Annotated in this window: 9 protein-coding genes and 4 pseudogenes; 8 read left to right on the top strand and 5 right to left on the bottom strand. The window is 67.7% G+C overall.

Annotated features, from left to right (window positions below):
• Positions 1-749: 749 nt before the first annotated feature.
• Positions 750-1,376, bottom strand: a pseudogene (locus ACIOGX_RS04285) (transposase).
• A gap of 22 nt (positions 1,377-1,398) precedes the next feature.
• Between ACIOGX_RS04285 and ACIOGX_RS04280 the strand changes: the two are divergent.
• The 6 genes and pseudogenes from ACIOGX_RS04280 to ACIOGX_RS04255 form a co-directional block, all read left to right on the top strand.
• Positions 1,399-2,583 (top strand): annotated as a pseudogene (locus ACIOGX_RS04280) (mobilization protein); the annotation flags it as partial.
• 83 nt (positions 2,584-2,666) lie between these two features.
• Positions 2,667-3,113, top strand: coding sequence for a hypothetical protein (locus ACIOGX_RS04275; RefSeq protein WP_401910159.1), 447 nt, complete (start codon positions 2,667-2,669; stop codon positions 3,111-3,113).
• 79 nt (positions 3,114-3,192) lie between these two features.
• Positions 3,193-3,882: pseudogene (locus tag ACIOGX_RS04270) on the top strand (hypothetical protein); the annotation flags it as partial.
• Positions 3,883-4,286: 404 nt separating this feature from the next.
• Positions 4,287-5,027 (top strand): hypothetical protein, encoded by a 741-nt coding sequence (locus ACIOGX_RS04265; RefSeq protein WP_401910157.1) that lies wholly within the window; start codon positions 4,287-4,289, stop codon positions 5,025-5,027.
• A gap of 174 nt (positions 5,028-5,201) precedes the next feature.
• Positions 5,202-5,675 carry a hypothetical protein gene (locus ACIOGX_RS04260; RefSeq protein ID WP_401910155.1) on the top strand — a complete coding sequence of 158 codons (474 nt, stop codon included), beginning with the start codon at positions 5,202-5,204 and terminating at the stop codon, positions 5,673-5,675.
• Positions 5,672-6,151 (top strand): hypothetical protein, encoded by a 480-nt coding sequence (locus ACIOGX_RS04255; RefSeq protein ID WP_401910153.1) that lies wholly within the window; start codon positions 5,672-5,674, stop codon positions 6,149-6,151. The genes ACIOGX_RS04260 and ACIOGX_RS04255 overlap by 4 nt, the downstream gene beginning before the upstream one ends.
• A gap of 56 nt (positions 6,152-6,207) precedes the next feature.
• Here the strand turns inward: ACIOGX_RS04255 and ACIOGX_RS04250 are convergent, their stop codons facing one another.
• On the bottom strand, positions 6,208-7,443 hold the full coding sequence (locus tag ACIOGX_RS04250; RefSeq protein ID WP_401910150.1) for a WD40 repeat domain-containing protein: 1,236 nt from the start codon (positions 7,441-7,443) through the stop codon (positions 6,208-6,210).
• Between the two features lie 445 nt (positions 7,444-7,888).
• Here ACIOGX_RS04250 and ACIOGX_RS04245 point away from each other — a divergent pair, with 445 nt between their 5' ends.
• Positions 7,889-8,758: a hypothetical protein gene (locus tag ACIOGX_RS04245; RefSeq protein WP_401910147.1), complete on the top strand. Its 870-nt coding sequence runs from the start codon at positions 7,889-7,891 to the stop codon at positions 8,756-8,758.
• 90 nt (positions 8,759-8,848) lie between these two features.
• On the top strand, positions 8,849-10,612 hold the full coding sequence (locus ACIOGX_RS04240; RefSeq protein ID WP_401910144.1) for a PQQ-binding-like beta-propeller repeat protein: 1,764 nt from the start codon (positions 8,849-8,851) through the stop codon (positions 10,610-10,612).
• Between the two features lie 643 nt (positions 10,613-11,255).
• On the opposite strand, the pseudogene ACIOGX_RS04235 reads toward ACIOGX_RS04240, so the two are convergent.
• The 3 genes and pseudogenes from ACIOGX_RS04235 to ACIOGX_RS04225 form a co-directional block, all read right to left on the bottom strand.
• Positions 11,256-11,411: pseudogene (locus tag ACIOGX_RS04235) on the bottom strand (IS110 family transposase); the annotation flags it as partial.
• A 92-nt stretch (positions 11,412-11,503) separates the two neighbouring features.
• A complete protein-coding gene (locus ACIOGX_RS04230) occupies positions 11,504-12,043 on the bottom strand; it encodes an SMI1/KNR4 family protein (RefSeq protein WP_356518245.1) in 540 nt (179 codons plus the stop codon).
• Between the two features lie 18 nt (positions 12,044-12,061).
• Complete coding sequence (locus tag ACIOGX_RS04225) at positions 12,062-16,759, bottom strand: DUF6531 domain-containing protein (RefSeq protein WP_401910141.1); 4,698 nt, start codon at positions 16,757-16,759, stop codon at positions 12,062-12,064.
• Positions 16,760-16,910 lie beyond the last annotated feature (151 nt).

Raw genomic sequence — 16,910 nt, 5'->3', positions numbered from 1 at the left:
TCGTTGTGAACCCTCGTGGGCTGATGACGGCCAGGTTCGGCTCCGGCGGCTGGGGCGGCAGGTGCTTGTTGCGAAACCTTTCGGGCTGATGACGGCGTGAGGAGGCCGTCGTGTCCGTAGACCCGTGGGCCGTGTTGCGAACTCTTACCGGTAGTTCGTTAAATCCGGCAGTAGAGGTCAATGCCGTGTCCGGTGGTGACCGCGTCGATCAGGGCCTGGAGCTCGGAGGGTGGGTTCTTGTCCGTCCAGGCTCGCCACCACCGGTTCAGGGTGACGGCGGGGGTGAGCCAGGAACGAATGGCTCGTAAGGCCATAGGCCAGCAAGGCTGTTGGGGCTGGTGGGACGGGGCTGGTCCCCCTCTCTGACCCCTCGTCGGGGCACGGGTCCGGCGCGGTGGAATCCAGGGGTCCGGGTGGGGCGAACCACTGATCCCAGCAGAAGGAGAAGGCACAGTTGACCAGGGTCTGGTGGCGACGGATGGCTCGGTCGGGGCGGACCTGGAAGTCGGCCCAGCCGAGTTCATCCTTGATCTGTTTGTAGCTCTGCTCGATCCACGGCCGCAGTCCGTAGGGACGGACGATCTCGGCGAGGTCGGCTGGCGGGTGCGGGCCGGTGGTGGCGTGGGGTGGGGCAGGTTGGTGGCCAGGTACCAGGTGGCTTTCTCCGGCAGGCTGGCTGGGTCGGTGGTGGCCACGACCAGCCGGCAGGGTGAGGTGGGGCCGTAGCCGCCCAGCCGGGCATCGGCGGCTCACCAGGTCTCGGTGTGCCCGTCGCGGAAGTGACGCTCCACGGGCGTCCAGTCGCCGGGATGCTTGGCATCGCGCCAGTTCAGAGCTGGGGCGGCTTCGATGGGGGTGTGCGGCTGGTCGGCCCGGGCCCAGTTTCCGCGGTGCGGCTTGAGTGCGACCACGTAGGCCAGGCCAGCCTCACGCAGCGCGAGATACCAGTCGTCGCTGACGGAGTAGGCGCAGTCGGCGACCACCGCCTGGCAGCCGAAACCCGCAGTCTTCCCGCGGGCCGCGAGGGCAGCGGCCAGCTGCGGTTTCGTGCGGAAGGCCGGATCGGATCAGCCGCGGGTGAAGTGATGGGCAGGGGTGTAGGGCGTCGCGTGCAGTGGGTAGTACACACGGCCGTCGGACCACACCGTGGTCACCGTGACGATGCCGTTGCCCGTCTTTCCCAGCTGGCCCAGCCACTGCCGGCCCACGTGCGCGGTCGCCGTGCCGTCCTTGCGGTCACCTGAGTCGTCGATCACGATGACCCCGCCGCCATGCGGAGCCGTCGTCGGCTCCTCGCGCAGCAGCTCAAGCCGCCGGTCGTTGACCTGCTCGGACTCCCAGGGCGACTCGGACAGGAAAAACTGCAGTCGCTGCACCCCCGGTATCCCCGCGCCGGTCACCGGCTCCGCCGAACGCCACAAGGCCGTACGTCAGGGCCGCGAGCGCACCGCGCGGGAGGAACTGCGCGAGACCGTACGCCGCGCGGTGGCCGGCGCGCAGAGCGAGACCGAGTTCTTCGACCGGCTGGCCGCCGCCGGGCTCCTGATCCGCACGCGTGCCGCCCCCTCCGGTGATCTGCTGGGCTACAAGGTGGCCCTCCCCGACGACCGCAACAAGGACGGCGAGCCCGTGTTCTACCCCGGCGCCCGCCTCGCCCCAGACCTGTCCCTGCCCAGGATCCGGGAGCGCTGGTCCGCCGGCATCCGCGGCCAGGACCCCTCGACGGATACTCCCGTCCGCGCAAAGCCAGACAGCCCGTCCGCCGCCCGCCGACGAACCGCGTCGGCCGCCTGGACCGCGATCACGATCGTCGAGCACGGTGACGACGCGGTCGCCGCCGCGCACATCGCGGCGGCCGGCGAGGTCCTGGACGCGCTCGCAAAGACATCCGCCGCCCACACCCGCCGCGAACTGCGCGACGCGGCATTCGCGTTCGAACGAGCCTCCCGCTCCCACGTCCGTGCCGAACGCGGCCACGACCGGGCCCTGCGGCAGGCCGCCCGCGACCTCGTCCACAGCGGCCCGGCCCTCGGCCGGGGCGAAGACGGCGCGACGACCGCGATGGCGATCGACATGCTGTTCTTCCTCATCACCGCCGCCGTGCACTGGCACGCGAAGAAGGGCCACGCGCAGCAGGCCGCCGCCGCCCGCCAGGCCGCCGAACACCTGCGCTCCGCCTACCAGGCAGCCGCCGCCCAACCCCTCGGCACCCTCTTCCAGCGCGGCAGGCGTCTGGGCCGCCCTCTGGTCCAGCGGCAAACGTCGGTGCTGCGTGAGGCGGTGCCGGAGCTGGCCGAACAGATCCTCGCCGAGCCCGGCTGGTACGCGCTCGCCGCCACCCTCGCCGACGTCGAAGCCGCAGGCCACGACCCGGCCGCCCTCCTGGGCGACGCCGCGGGACGACGGGAACTCGACACAGCGGACTCCGTCAGCGACGTCCTCGTGTGGCGGCTGCGGCGGACCGCGGGCCTGCCCGCCGACCCCAGCGACAAGGTGATCAGTGCTCACGCGGAAGAGCGCTCGACACACCAGACGGGACAGCGAGCGCCGGGACGGTCCGGGCGCCGGCGCGGACGGCCGTGACTGTGGACTTCGTGAATTGAAGAGGCCGGGGACATGAGACACGATCATGACGTGTGCAGGATGAGACGAGGGAGGACGCCAACGTGTTCGAACGAATACGCCGCGGCCACGCGGCGGAGCCCAGCGAGATGCAGCGCCAGCACTACGACATGTGGGCGCGGCTGGAGAGCCAGGTACCGCCGAAGGTCGAACAGATGCGGGCCGAACTGCAGCCCGCCGAGCCAGCCGCCGTTGTGGACGACTTCCTCCCGCCGGAGCTGCGCGTCCCGAGCCACGACCAGCTCGATGGCCGGATGATGCCCTGGAAACAGCCGATCGTCCTCGACGGCGAGATGGTCGCCTGCGTCGAGTGCGGCGCGTACCGGGACTGGCTCATCCTCTCCACCCGCGACCAGATCTGGCTGCGCTGCCGGACGGGCCACCAGCAGCGCGAGACGCGTCTCGACACCGCCTGGTACAACCGGCACGCCGGCCCCGCGGACGCGACGCACGCGACGTTCGAGGACTGCCTGCGCCACCTCGGCCACTGACCCCCACTCCGACGACCCCACCGGGCCCTCGGGCCCGTACTGACCACCCGTCGCCTAGCACCAAGGGGTCAGTTCCGCCATGCGCGTTCGCGTCGCCACCACCGCCCTCGGCCTCACCGCCGTCACGCTCCTCGCCGTGCCCGCCTGCTCCACCGAAACCACCGAGGCTAAGCCCGACACCGTCTCCTCCGCCCGGGCCGGGAAGCCGGCCGGTGCCGGCCAGAACGACACTCCGCTGTCGTCGGCCGCGCTGGAGGCTCGTCTGCTCGACGAGAGTGACCTCGGCAGCGGCTACCTGCGCAAGCCGGAACGTCCGTCCCGGCACGACGACGTGACCGTCATCGGCTGCCCGGCCCTGAGCGAGCTGGGCGGCGATGCGGCGACCGGCGGCTCGCTCACATTCCCGCGCAAGGCGAAGGCCACCTTCACCTACACCGGAGGCAGCAACTCGGAGGTCACCGAGGAGTTGTACAGCGACCGTGCCGCAAAGCTGTCCGACGGCATTCGCCAGATCTTCGACGCCATGACCGGGTGCCCCACCTATCAGGTCGTCACGGGCGGCACCGCAATCGACATGGCCTCGCAGAAACTGACCGCACCCCGCCAGCTCGGTGACGAGCAGTGGAGCCAGATCCTGACGTTCTCCACCGGTGGGCAGAACACCGTGGTGAAGCAGACCGCGATCCAAGACGGCGGCGTTTTGCTGATCGTCTCCCGCTCCCCGGCCCTCGTCGACCGTCACCTCGACAAGGCCCTCACCAAGGCCACAGGAGGCCGCTGGCAACAAGCCACACGGCGACACCGGCGCCCCCGCCCATCGTGGTCGGGGGCGCCGGCGCATCTGGTCCCTGCGATGCCCCACGAAAGCAAGCACGGTGTTGCTATGAGTGAAGCGGGTCTGGACAAGCGCCTCCACAGCATCGGGATTCGGCCCAAACAGGATCGGTCCACTGCCCTGTTCACCCTCGCGACCGAGCTTCCCGCCGCGATCCTCGCCCGGATGCTCGGCGTCCATATCAAGGTCGCCGTCCAGTGGCAGAAAGCATCGGCCGGGGACTGGGCCGCATACGCCGCCGACGTCAGTCGGCGTTCCAGACGGGAGATCACTGAAATGAACGAGGGATTTCAACCACCCGACTCATCACCGGCGGGAACCTCAGGCAGGGGCTGCTGATGATCGCGGTGGTATCGGCTGTGATCGCCGTTTTGGGCGCGGTGTTTACGGCAGTCCTGGGGCATCGGCTGCAGGCTCAGGCGAAGTCCCGCGACCGCAGGGACTACATGAGCCGATACCGGGATGCGCTGTTATGGGCAGCTTTCGATCTTCAGAGCAGGATCTTCAACATCCTCAGGGGTTACCAAGTCGACCTTCGGGGGAGGAGGGGTTTCACGAGTGCCTTCCTCCTGGCGGGCACTGAGGAGCAAGCTCTTTACGTGAAGAGGAGCACTGCGTTCCTGTTCGCTGAGTACCTGGGATGGGCCGAGATCTTCCGCAGGGATCTTCAGTTCCTTGACCTCGGGAGCAACCGGGCGAACCAGCGGATCATGTTCACCCTCAACAGAGTCAGCAGGTCCCTCGGAGACGCGCACACGTCGGATGCAGAGTGCTTCCGGATCTTCCGCACGGATCAAAGAGCGATTGGTGAAATCATGATCGATCCGGACAGCGAGCCAGGTGACCGCCGATGCATCGGCTACGCCACATTCTGCGCCCAGCTCACTGTTGAAGGTGCGTTCTCCGAGTGGACGCAAGAACTCCTCGATCACGTCGAGCTCGCAGCCCGTGAGCCGGACAAAGCCCGTGACCGCCTAGTCCGGATCCAGCACCAGCTCATTGACCTGATCGACCTCCTCGACGCTGAAGGGCGACGCTTCCCTTCAGCGGAACGCTCACGCTTCGTGCCAACGGAGTGAGTCAGCCGTCCCGCCTACTGAGGTTGAACGCGTGGTGTCGTGTCGTTGTTCAGGCGGGTCGGATGGTCAGGCCGGTCTGAGGCATTCGGACAGTTCCAATACCCGACTCCACCATTAGGAACATCAGCCTCCGGCTTCGCCGACGAGGTCGCAGCGGACAAGGCCGTCGCCCTCTTGGACTACGTCGAGGATCTCTACCACGACTGGAACCAGGGCGGCCGGTCAGCCGGCGGCGCCGTCAATCGGGTCGAGGCCGAGTTCGACCGGATCCGGGCCGAGCTCGGCGACCTGCCAGGGGCCGTCGCAAGCCCAGAGCGCTTGCGGACGATGCTGCGGCACCTGACCCGCACCCTCCACCCAGGCGCGCTCAACGACTGCTTCCACCACGCGGAGACCGCCGTGTGTGGGAAGCGGGCCAAGAACGTCAGGCAGCCGCTGCCGATGCTGAACATGTGCTTGAGCTGCCCGAACTCGCGCCGGTCGGCAGTCCACATTCCGCGGATACGGCTCACCCGCGACCTGGCACACGAGGAGTTCAAGGACATCCGAGGCGTGCCGCTGCTGCAGGAAGCCGCCATCCGAGAGTTCGAAACCACCCTCGATGCCATGATCGCCGAGTTGCACGCCGAGGAAGGCAGCCCCCTGTGACCGGTCCCCGCACTACCCAGACCGTCTTCGCCCGGCTCTCTCGCGAGCATGAGCTGTCCGACAAGGACCGCGCCATCATGCGGGCCTTCGAGCAGCTGCTGGATGGCCGCCCAGAGATCACCGACGGCTGCGTCAACGTGGTCAACATCGCCACCGAGGCGGGCGTCTCCCGAGCGTCCTACTACCGGTCCTCGGTCGCCGGCGCCATCAAGGAAGTCCTCGCCGCCCCCAGTACCAAGCGGCCAGAGGTCGACGAGCTCAAGGCCGAGATCATCCGGCTGCGGAAGGAGCTTCGCGATTTCCGCCGGGAGAAGGCCGCGGAGGTCCGTGATCTGAAGGCCACCGTCGCTACCTATGCGAATCAGATCCAGGTCCTGGCCCTACGCAATGCCGAGCTGGAGGCCGACGCGACCACCCTCCGCGGCCAGATCGCCGATGCGACCAGTGGCACGGTCCGGCCGCTTCGCAACCCGTGAGCCTCACCGATCCTCAGGGCCCGGCGAAGGGGTCGGTCCCAGAAGTCGCTGTCATGTCACGGCAGCTTCCACAGGGCCACGTCGCTCAAGAGTCCGGCGGTGACCATGGTTCCGTCCGGGCTGATCCGCATCGGATGCGCGGAGTGCAAGTCCGGGCTGTCCTGGTAGGCGCGCGTGTTCTCGATGTCGATGAGCTTTCGAGTGGAGACGTCCCACCGCACGATCAGGGGGTCGCCGTCGACCGAACCGATTACGGTCTCGCCGTCGGGACTGAATTGCACGGAATTCACATACCGGACGATGCGCTCTTTACGGGGGATGGCCTCTCCGGGGGTGGTGACGTAGGGCACCGTGAGGGTCGCGACTTCCTTCTGGCTGTCCGCCGACCACAGCTTGACCTGCCCGTCCCTGGTGCTCAAGCTCGCGGTGCCACCGGCCAACAAGGATCCGTCGGGGCTGTAGGCGAGTTCGAGTACCGGCAGTTCGAGGCCGTCGATCGTGCTGATGATTTTGCCGGCGGAGGCGTCCCAGACGCGTACGTTGCGCGCCTCGTGACTGGTTGCGATCGTGCTGCCGTCGCGGCTGAAGACGACCGACTCGACCGACTTCTGCTGGCTCTTCGTGTAGCCGATCGGGTCGATCAGCGTCGCGAGTTTCTCATGAGTGCCGGTGTCCCACAGATTGACCGTCGCGCGCATATTGGCACAGGCCAGGACGTCGGCGTGCGGATGGAACGCGAGTGACTGCACCTTGACGGGATCGATCTCGGTGTCGGTGAGCGTCGCGATCTCCTCGCGTGCGGCGACGTTCCACAGAGTCGTGCTCACGCCGTCGCAGCCGGCGAGCAGCGTCCCGTCTCTGCTGAAGGCCAGGTCGCGGACCCCGTAGTACCGACCCCCGTAGTACCGTTCGCTGGGCTTTCTGAGCTTGATGGTGGGGGTCAGGGTCCTCGGGTCCCAGAATTCAATCCCTCCGTCGCGCAGTCCGACAGCGAGGATCTTGCTGTCCGGGCTGAACGCCAGGGCGCGCACGCCTCTGAAGTTCGTTTTTACGATCAAGGGGCGAGGCAGTCGCTGTTGGCTGCGTGGTCCTTGGGGCCGGGAGGGCGGGGCGGGATCCGACCGCCCGGAGGACGACATGGTAAGCGCGGTGGGTACGGCGACGGCCGCAGCGGCCACGGTCCCGAGCGCGCCCAGGAGGAGGGTGCGTCGGTTCGGCCGCCGCGCCGGACGGCCGGTTCGGGGCCGGGGTGTACCGGCGGCCGCATCGGTCTGGTCCACGTCGGGTGTCATGGCCCTACCTCCGCTGTGTCGCCTTTGCAGGTGTCCGTGGCGGACGGGCATCCCTGATCTGTCATGTGCCCGCCCTGAGGGACGGGCAGAACTAACTCATATGACATGACGGCACGATATGTTGCGGGGCGGCAGGCGCGTGTCCGCGAGGAGGACCTTCACCTTCCCACACTCGGTACCGGGCAGGCGACGCGGATTCAGTATGCCTTGTGAGCAGGGGTTGGGGACACGGTAGAGGGTACGGAGCAGTACCTGGAAACGGTACGCGCGAATACCGGACCGGCCGCTACGCTCGATCTCGCCCGGGGCTCGTGGAGTAGGAGTACGCGTACGGGACGCCGGGCCGGGGCCTGGGAGCGGTGCCAGTCGGCCTGACCGTGGCAACAAGGGGATGCGTGAGTCACCGAGGGGCGGGGGACGGGTGAGGAATCGGACCACGTTACGGGTGGGTTCGCGTACGTCACGGCCCGGCACGTCAAGCGGGACACCGGATACCGCCGCCGAGCCGTGGTGGAGGAAGCACGGACGGCTGCTCTATCTCGGGGTCGGCATACCTGTGATCGGCGCGGTGCTGACCGCCCTCGCCCTCAACGGCCTGGGCCTGGGCGGCGAGTCCGAACCTGCCGCGCCCGCCGCTGCAGGCAGCCCCTCGGCGAGCCCTCCGTCCGCGCCGTTCACCGTGTCCGCCCGGCAGGACGGCGATGACGGCGGCTGCACGGCCCTGGAGGACAGGATCTCCTTGCCGCGGGATCGGGCGGAGATCGTGACCGGCGGTGACGTGGCCGGGGTCGTCCGGCGTCATCGTGGCGCACGGGCCGGTGAACTCACCACCGAACTCACGATCGAAGGCGGTACGCAGCCGCTCACCATCACCTCGATCGATATCGAGCCCGAACAGCCGGGTCCCGCACCGCCGTTCGCCGGAACGCTGCTGTGCGAGGCGAGCGCCGGAGGTGAGCCGAAGATCCAGCTGTACGCGGACCTGGACAGCAGCCGGCCGGTGTTCTTGACCGGGAAGGGCTCGGCCGATCGATACTTCGACGAGCACGTCGTCACGCTCGCGCCGGGCGAACAGGTCAACCTGTCGGCGACCTTCGTGGCCGCGAGGGGGTCCCGCGAGTTCCGGCTGGTCGTCCACTACGTGCGGAACGGGAAGCAGGGCGCGGTTCCCGTGCCTGCCCCGAGCGGGAGCCTGTATGCGGTGACCGGGTACGCCGCGGAGTACGGAGCCGTGTACTCGGGCTCGCCGAACGGAGGGTTCCGGCGCGAGGACGACTCCCGGCCCTGCCGATGGTCGCCTGCGGCACCGTGCTGACCGGCACGGTGCCCACCGCTCCGGGGAAGGCCCGCAAGAATCTGGGAAGACCCGCAAAGTTCCGGGAAGTTCTGGGAGACGGGGAGTGGGATGGCACGTCGGAGTTCGCGTACGGAGCTGCGTGCGGCGGGAGCGGGCCTGCTGGTCGTCGTCCTGCTGGTGCTGCTGATCGGCGACGGAAGGACCGTCGGCAAGCCGTCCGGGCCTCCGAACACGCTGGAGGTGGCCTGGTCGTACGTGGCCACCGGGCGGGCGCTGGACTCGCGCGACGTGCCACCAGCCCTCAGCGACGAGGCGTTGGCGGTTCCGGTGGGCCGCTCCGTCCGCGTCATCGACACCCGGAGTGGCCAACTCCTCTCCATCGTGAACGGCTTCGCGGAGGAGTCCCCCGACCTGGGGCTGTCGGGCGGTGTGCTCTTCCTCGTGGACACGCAGGACCACTTCAAGGACACCCTGCGGGCGTACGATCTCGCGACCGGGCGCGAGCTGTGGCATCGCAGGGCGACGGCACCGGGGCCGGACGGGAAGGGGGCCGGTGACTTCGTCGTCAAGGGCCTTCTCCTGGCGGAGTGGGGACCGGTAGTCATCGAAGGCGGCCGGGCGCTGGCCCTTGAGCCGCGTACCGGCACGGTCCGGTGGAACGTCCCGTTGGACACCCAGTGCGACAACCCCCGACCCTACGTGGACGTGCCCTACGAGATGGTGGCGACGCCGACCCGTCTCTTACTGCTCCGTGAGTGCCCGGGCGAGACTGCGGAACTCCAGGCGGTGGACGAGCGGGACGGCAGGTCCGTATGGCGGAAGCGGCTGGGGCGTGCGGAGAACGTCATGCTCACTGCGGCGGACGGGGCCCTCGGCGTACGCATGGTGCCCGGGGAGTTCCGGTTGCTCACGGAATCGGGTGAGGAGATCCTGAAGGCGGGGGACGGAATTCCGCTGGGGGAGGAACAGGGGGTCGTCTACGCGAGCGTCGGCCACGAACTGCGGGCCTTTCGGGCGGATACCGGGAAGCCCGCCTGGAAACGTGCCCGCCCTCTGAAGGGCTTCGCCTTCATGACGGACGGCGTGATCGTGGACGACACGACCACGGACGGCTCGTACTCCGGAGACGTGCGCTGGTCCGTTGGGGACGCCGGCGGGCAGGGGCCCGGAGCCAGCACGTTGGTGGATCTTGACGGCCGCCGTACAGCGTCGGTGCCCTGGCCGGTCGCCGGGAAGCTGCTGGGGGCGAGTGGGGAACTGCTCGTGGTCCGCAGTGAGGAAGCGAAGGGAACCCGCTACACCGGACTGCGACCGGAGCATCGCGCCAAGGATGCGGCCCGGCCCATCGCACTGGGGGGAACGGAACCACCGCACTGGCCCGACGGCTGTGGCCTGGTGGACCCCGGACTACTCTCGGAACTCGCCCCGGACTATCTCGCGCTGCCGGAGAAGCGGAGCCGCACGATGCACGGAGTCCGGCTGCCGCACCCGAGTGTGTGCCGCTTCGCCACGGAGTCCGGTGACGGCAGCGACGTCTTCTCCGTCACCGTGCGCTGGGTCGCGCCCGACGCGACGGCCGCCCGGACGTACGCCGCCAGCGCCATGCCCTGGGGCTGCGCCCCGTCACTCGGCGGGTGCGTGACTGCCGAGATCGAGAGACCGCGGAGCGGGGCCTGGCTGTACACCTACCGGACGGGCTTGGAGTCGAGACCTGTGGCCCACGCCACCGTGGTGTCCGGCCGGTACGTCCTCGGGGTTGCCGCGGGCGAGGACAAACCGGCGCACAGGGCGCTGGTCCGACGGGTCGCCCTGCACCTGTCCGATCGGGGCGATCGCTTCGAAAGACGTGCGGAAGCCTGGCTTACTTCGTGAGATCTGGCGGAGCGCGGCCACGCGATCGGCGAGCGGTGCGGAAGGCATCGCGGCCAGACCGATCAGCTCGTCGACCGCGTCCGTCGTCTCCCGCGCCAGCTGCCTCCTGTTCCCTTGCGGCCCGATCCACGCCAGGGTCCGTGGCAGGGTCTTGACGTGGGCGCCGGGAATGAGACACGAAGCTCTGGGACGCGAGTTCTGCTTGCATAACGCAGTTAGGGCAGAAGCCGTGCTTCGCCTCACCGGGGAAGGTCTCGTACCAGACTCCCCTCGATCGGCCTCTGACCTGCGGGGACGGGTCTTTCAGGGGCTTTCAGGTTCCTGCCGCGTTACGTAGACGATTCTCCCCTAGCACTCCCCGGCGCTGTCCGTACTCCCCAGATTCCCCCCAGGGGAAGCCCCCGTCGCAGGCAGATGCGACGGGGGTGTGGACGGTCGTCGGGTGAGGCGCAGTGATTACGGCGAGTGGCTGTTGGAGGTGAAGCGGTGGGGGAGTGTTCGTTACCCCGGGGCCACCCTGGCGTCATGGACGAGGAACTTGTCGCGCCAGGTCTACGGCGCCGATCACGTTTGTCGAGGGGTGCCTCTATGTCCTTCGTGAAGGCACCCCTGTCGATTTTGGGGTGATTTGGTCTTGCTGGGGTCATGCGGCGAGATCGGCGTCCGCGGGCGTGCGAGATTCGTAGAAGGTGCCGTCGCGGAGCATGGCGAACAGGACGCTGATGCGTTGGCAGGTGAGGCGGAGGAGGGCCTGGGTGTGGGTTTTGCTGCGGGCGCGTTGCTTGTCGTAGTAGCTGCGCTGTGGTTGATACTTGCTGATGGTTGGTTGCTGAGTTTGGTGGTGCCGGAATGAGGTGAGGAGGATGCGCTTGCGAAGTGGCGGGGGAGGGGCTAGGGGGTGTGCGTGAACTTGCGGAAGTCATGCGGGCTGGAGGGAAACGCCGATGAGAGGATGTCTGACTGGATCTCGCTCTGCAGTACCGCAGTCAGGTATTCGGCGAATCCTAGTTCGTGGAACTCCCAGCGGTCACCGCGTGCTTCGTTGATCAGTACGGCGAATTCGGCGGGTTCTTGTCCAGGAAGGATCCGCCAGAAGAGCCACTCTCCGTTGTCGGTGGTGCCCCATGGGACGATGCGGCTTCCGGCCGGTTCGAGCTGGGCAGGTTTGTCCTCGATGTCGAAGATATCTTCGTAAGCCTCTTCGCGCTCGGCGGACGACTTGGCGAGATCGTAGTGCTGGTTCAGAGAGGACGGCGCGAGGATGTACAGGTAGCCGTCGACCCACCCGCCGCCTACTCGCTCAATGAATTCCTTGTAGTCATCGGGGAGTCGGACCTGGAGTTCCGACTCGACGCCGGACCAGTCCTGCTGCTGTGGTGCCGTGGCATCCGTATCCAGAACTTCGATCAGACGACGTACGTGCTCGTTCACTGGCCTGCCCTTTTTGTTTCAGTTCCTGGGGTCGTTGGGTATGTAGATCCGGTTGGTGCCGGTGGTCGCTCCTTTGGGCATGAACTGGAATCCGTCGGAGCCTTGTGCCTCCAGCCAGACGCCTTCGGGGATGACGCTGTCTCCCTTGTATACGGGGGTGGCGGAGTATTCAATCACCTCGCCCTTGTCCACGGCCTTGCGTACCTGGGTCTCGTAGCGCCTCATCATGGGGCTGTTGGCGTAGGCGTGCATGGTGACGAAATTCCGCGGGTCCTTGTTGGATCCGCCGATCTGGGCGCCCAGAAGATGGGCCCGGTTGTATCCCTTGTTGCTCTCCCATCCGGCTGGGGCGACGCCGGGGTCTGTCTTTCCACCCATCATGCTGCGGGTGAGGGTGGCGGTGACTCCCTGGGCCCGTCCGCCGGGGCCGAGTTCTCGGTAGTGGACACGATCGCCCCAGGTGACGTCCTTTTCGTCGCAGGGGGTCAGGCCGTGCGGGTCGAACTGTGTGTGAGGGTTGTCAACGTAGGCGACGGGATTGGGCGCGGGGGTCAGGCCGAGCGGGTCGGGGGCGGCGTAGCGGCCGGTTTCGGGGTCGTAGTGGCGGAAGTAGTTGTAGTGCAGGCCGGTTTCGGGATCGGCGTACTGGCCGGGGAATCGTAAGGGGGTGTAGGCGGTGGCGTCGGCGTTCCAGGTGGTGGTGCCCCACACGGTGGTACGGGTTTGCCAGGCCACGTCGCCTTGTTCGTCGACGAGTTCGGTGGGCGTGCCGATGAGGTCGGTGACGATGGCGAAGAATCGGCTGTCGAATTCGTTCTGGGTGCGGGGTTTGCGTTCGCACTGGGTCAGGGGCCGGTATCCGTCGTATTCCCACGACACGAGGGTGCCGGTGGCGGTGTTGGCCTCCTCGGCCAGCCGGTCGCCGTCCCAGGTGAACTGGATTTCTTCGGTCACCTGGCCGTCGGCGGTGAAGCGGCATTTGGCGGTGCGGCGCCCCAAAGGGTCGTAGCGGTAGCGCCAGAGGGTGCCGTCGGGGGTGGTGCAGGTGGTGAGTCGGCCTTCCGGGTCCCAGGTGTAGCGCCAGATGTCCGGCTTGTGGGAGAGGCGCCTTTTGCGGCGCTCGACCAGTCGGCCGGCCTCGTCATAGTGGTAGGTGGTGCGTCCTGCGGCCAGCATCCGGGTGCCGTCCAGGGAGCGTTCCCCTGCGGAGTCCGGTGCGGCACGGCTGCTCGGCCATTCGGCGAAGCTCTGGTTGCCTGCCGGGTCGTAGCGGTATGTCTCGGGCTGTCGTGATCCAGTCCGGGCAGCCAGGGGGCGGCCTAGCGGATCCAGTTGGAACTGTGTGGCGCGGCTGGTGGCGAAGTCGTCGATGCCTGTCAGCATTCCGTCGGCGCGGTAGCTGAAGCGGCGGTCGCGCATCCGGTGGTCGCCGGCGCGGAGAGTCTGGCTGGTCAGCCGGCCCAGCTGGTCCCACTGCGAGGTGATCGCGGCCTCCGGGCTGAGGATGCGCTGGATCTCGCGGCCCAGCAGGTCATGTTCGAAGGCCAACTGGTGTGCCTGGCCCAGCCGCAGTCCACTACGGTTGCCGACGGCGTCCCAGGTCCCCTCGCTGACCGCTCCGGTAGGAGTGGTGCGTCCCGTGCGCTGGCCGAGGGCGTCGTAGCGGTAGCGCGTGGTGCGCCCGTCGACGGTCTCGGCTATGACACGTCCGGCGGCGTCGTAGGCGAGGGTGAGCTCCGAGGTGGCGGTTCTGGCGTGCTCCAGCCGCCCGGCGGCCCCGTAGGAGTAGGTGGTGCGTGCCCCGTTCACGTTCTTGGTGACGACCCGGCCGTTCCCGTCGTAGGTGAACGTCCACGTGTGACCGTCCGGCATACGGCGCGAGGCCAGTTGCCCGGCCGCATCGAAGACACTGGTGATGCCTCGGCTGTCAAAGTCCGTCTCCTCGACGAGCTCGCCGCGTTCGTTGTAGCGAAGGTTCCAGGTCAGGCCCCTCGGATCGGTGACACTGGTGAGCCGTTGTTCGGTGTCATAGTTGAGGGCGTACGCGGAGCCGTCCGGCAGCAGGCGCGAGCGCGGCAGATCGAAGGGACCGTACGTGTAGCGGGTGGATGCGCCGAGTGCGTCGGTATGTTGCAGGCAGTTGCCCTCGCCGTCCCAGCGCCAGGTCTCGCGCGTGCCGTCGGCCGCCGCGCGTTCAAGGAGGCGACCCTCCGCATTCCAGATCAGGGTGGTGGTGGCGCCGAGCGCGTCGGTCAGCGAGACGACCCGGCCGAAGGCGTCGCGACGGCACACGGTGCGAGCATCGTGAGCGTCGGTGAGGGCCAGCGGCAGTCCGGCCGGGTCAGCCTCGATTGTCAGCACCGACCCCAATGCGTCGGTCATGGTGGCGGGGGCGCCCGTTGAGTGATGGGTGTAGCGGGTGACGGTGCCGTCCGGACCGGTCAGCGAGGTGCGGTTGCCGCGTATGTCGAATTGCTGATGGATCTGTGAACCGTCCGGGCCCGTCCACCGTGTCGGCAGGTGCAGGTCGTTGTACTCGATGTGGCTGACGGCGCCGTCGGGCGCGGTGACGGCGACCAGGTCGCCGACGGCGTCCCACTCCCAATGAGTGGTTCGGCCCAGTGGGTCGGTGCGGGTGAGCAGGTGGTCGTAGCGGTCCCAGTGCTGGGTGGTGGTGTGCCCGAGAGGGTCGGTGACGGCGGTGATCTGGCCAAGCGCGTTGGCGCGGTAGAGCGTGGCATGCCCGAGGGAGTCGGTATAGGTGACGGTGCTGCTGCCGTTGTCCTGCGTGTCCCCGTACATAATCTGCGAGTTGAGGATGCCGTCGGTACCGCGGGTTTCGACCACCCGGCCGACGGCGTCGTACACGTAGGTGAACTCGGTGCCGTTGGAGTCCCGCCATCCGGTGATGCGGTGCGCGTCGTCGTAGGCGTAGTGCGTCGTGGCGTCGTCCGCGTTGCGCGCCCAGGCCATGTTCCCTGTTTCGTCGTAGCCGAAGGTTCGCAGCCGGACGGTGCTCTCATCCAGGGCTGCGGACAGGCCGGTAACACACCCTCGTTCGGCGTCGGAGTGGACATGAACGCGATAACCGCCGCTGTGACTGACCGTGAGAGGGAGGTCATCCTTGTCGCGCTCCACGGTTACGGTGTTGCCGTTGCGGTCTTCGACGCAGACGAGCCACCACAGGCCGTCGCGGGAAGCAGCGGCTTCGAAGTGGCGTACGAGTCCGGTGCGGAAGTCCTGGACGGTCAGGACATAGCTACTGCCACGGGTGACATAGGTGAGCGGCATCCGCGTGCCCGCAACCGGAGCCACCCGGTCACCGGGAACATCCGGCAGACGGGCGTAGGCCAGGGCGGAGCCGTCCTCCCGGTACCACCAGAAGCCGCCCAGCGCCGCGTCCTGCTCCAGACGTTCGTCCAGCGTGCACGCCCAGGACGGCCCGAAGGAGCGACCCGCACTGTATCCGGATAGGTGAGTCCGGCGCAGCACCAGCGGCAGCACGCCCGGGAGGTCAACATCGGTCTGATCGAGCACCATCTGGCCACTGGCCATGTCGATCGGATCGCCACAGAGCTCCTTGTCAGCCAAAGCACGTGCCCGCTGGGACAGCTTCGACGCGTTCAAGTTCAGGCGGTCCGCGGGCTTGCGGGCAGATCCGGAACCGTCCGTCGGCCTGCGGGCAGATCCCTCGCTGCCCTTCTTCCCGTCAAACCCTCCGTCGTCGCGGCGGTCGCCGCTGGTGATCTTCTTGATGCGGTCGTCGACGTCCAGGTCGGTGTTTCTGTGGTTCTTGGAGCTGAGGCCGATGGCGTCGGGCAATTCCTTCCCGACGTGCTTGCCCATGTGGTCGTGGCCCTTGGCCAGCTTCTCGACGACGCCTTCTATGGTGGAGTCGAGGACGGCGGTGAGGGAGTCCTTCCCCTTGGCCCGGCCGTGATGGCCCTTGGCCCTGCCTATCTTGCCCGCGGCACGGGTGTTCATCGACACCTGCACGCTCGCGAGTTTCCCGCCGGTGCTGCCGTGGGCGTCATGGTCGATGCCCAGGCCACCGCTCGGACCGGTACCGCCACCGGCCGAGTTCAGCTGGAGGCCGTCCTTGCCGGCCCGGACAGCCTGGCCGGCGTTGACGCCGTCCTGCTGACCTGTCACGTTCATCGCGGTCTGGATCGCCAGATCCGTCACGATGCTCTCCAACGCCGCCACCGCGGGCTGCATGAGGATCGCGGTGATCTCCGAGACCGCCGCCTCCGCCATCTCCTTGAGGATCCTCTTGAACGCGATCCGGGTCGCCGCGATCTTCGCCCCCGCGATCAGCGTCGACAACCCGGCCGTGACCGGAGCGAAAGCCAGCGTGATCCCCACCGTGGCACACAGATCAGCGAGTTCCGCCACGGCGGCGATCTTCCGGGCGACAATGATGTCCGCCACCCGGTCAAGAGCCCCCGCGATAAGGCGCGCCGCACCCGCCAGGTCCTTGTTCTTCCCCTCGACCTTCTTCCAGTGCGTGTCCAGCGCCGTCAGCGACTCACTCCGACCCGTCGACAACAACCGCTGAATGTGCCCATGCGCCGTGTGACCGTCATCGTCCACGTCCTCCGCGAACTCCCGCAGCGCATCCGCCATATCCCGGTACGCGTCCTCATCGACATTCGGCCACCCCACCCCGACCACGTCGAGCATCGTGTCGACACCCTCAGGAATCGTGTATCCCACCGGTCAGTCCCCCGCACTGCTGTCACTCACCACCGACCAGGTCTACGCTGTCATGCTTCGCTCGGCTTACCCCAGGCAGATATCCGCTATTCTCACCAGCCTTTCACCTGCCCCCGCACGATCTGGACAAGATCGAAACGGACTGAGCTTT

The sequence above is a fragment of the Streptomyces sp. NPDC088147 genome (assembly GCF_044741565.1).
Classification (GTDB): domain Bacteria; phylum Actinomycetota; class Actinomycetes; order Streptomycetales; family Streptomycetaceae; genus Streptomyces.
The sequence above is the reverse complement of the archived record's forward strand: the minus strand, read 5'-3'. Positions and strand labels throughout refer to the sequence as shown.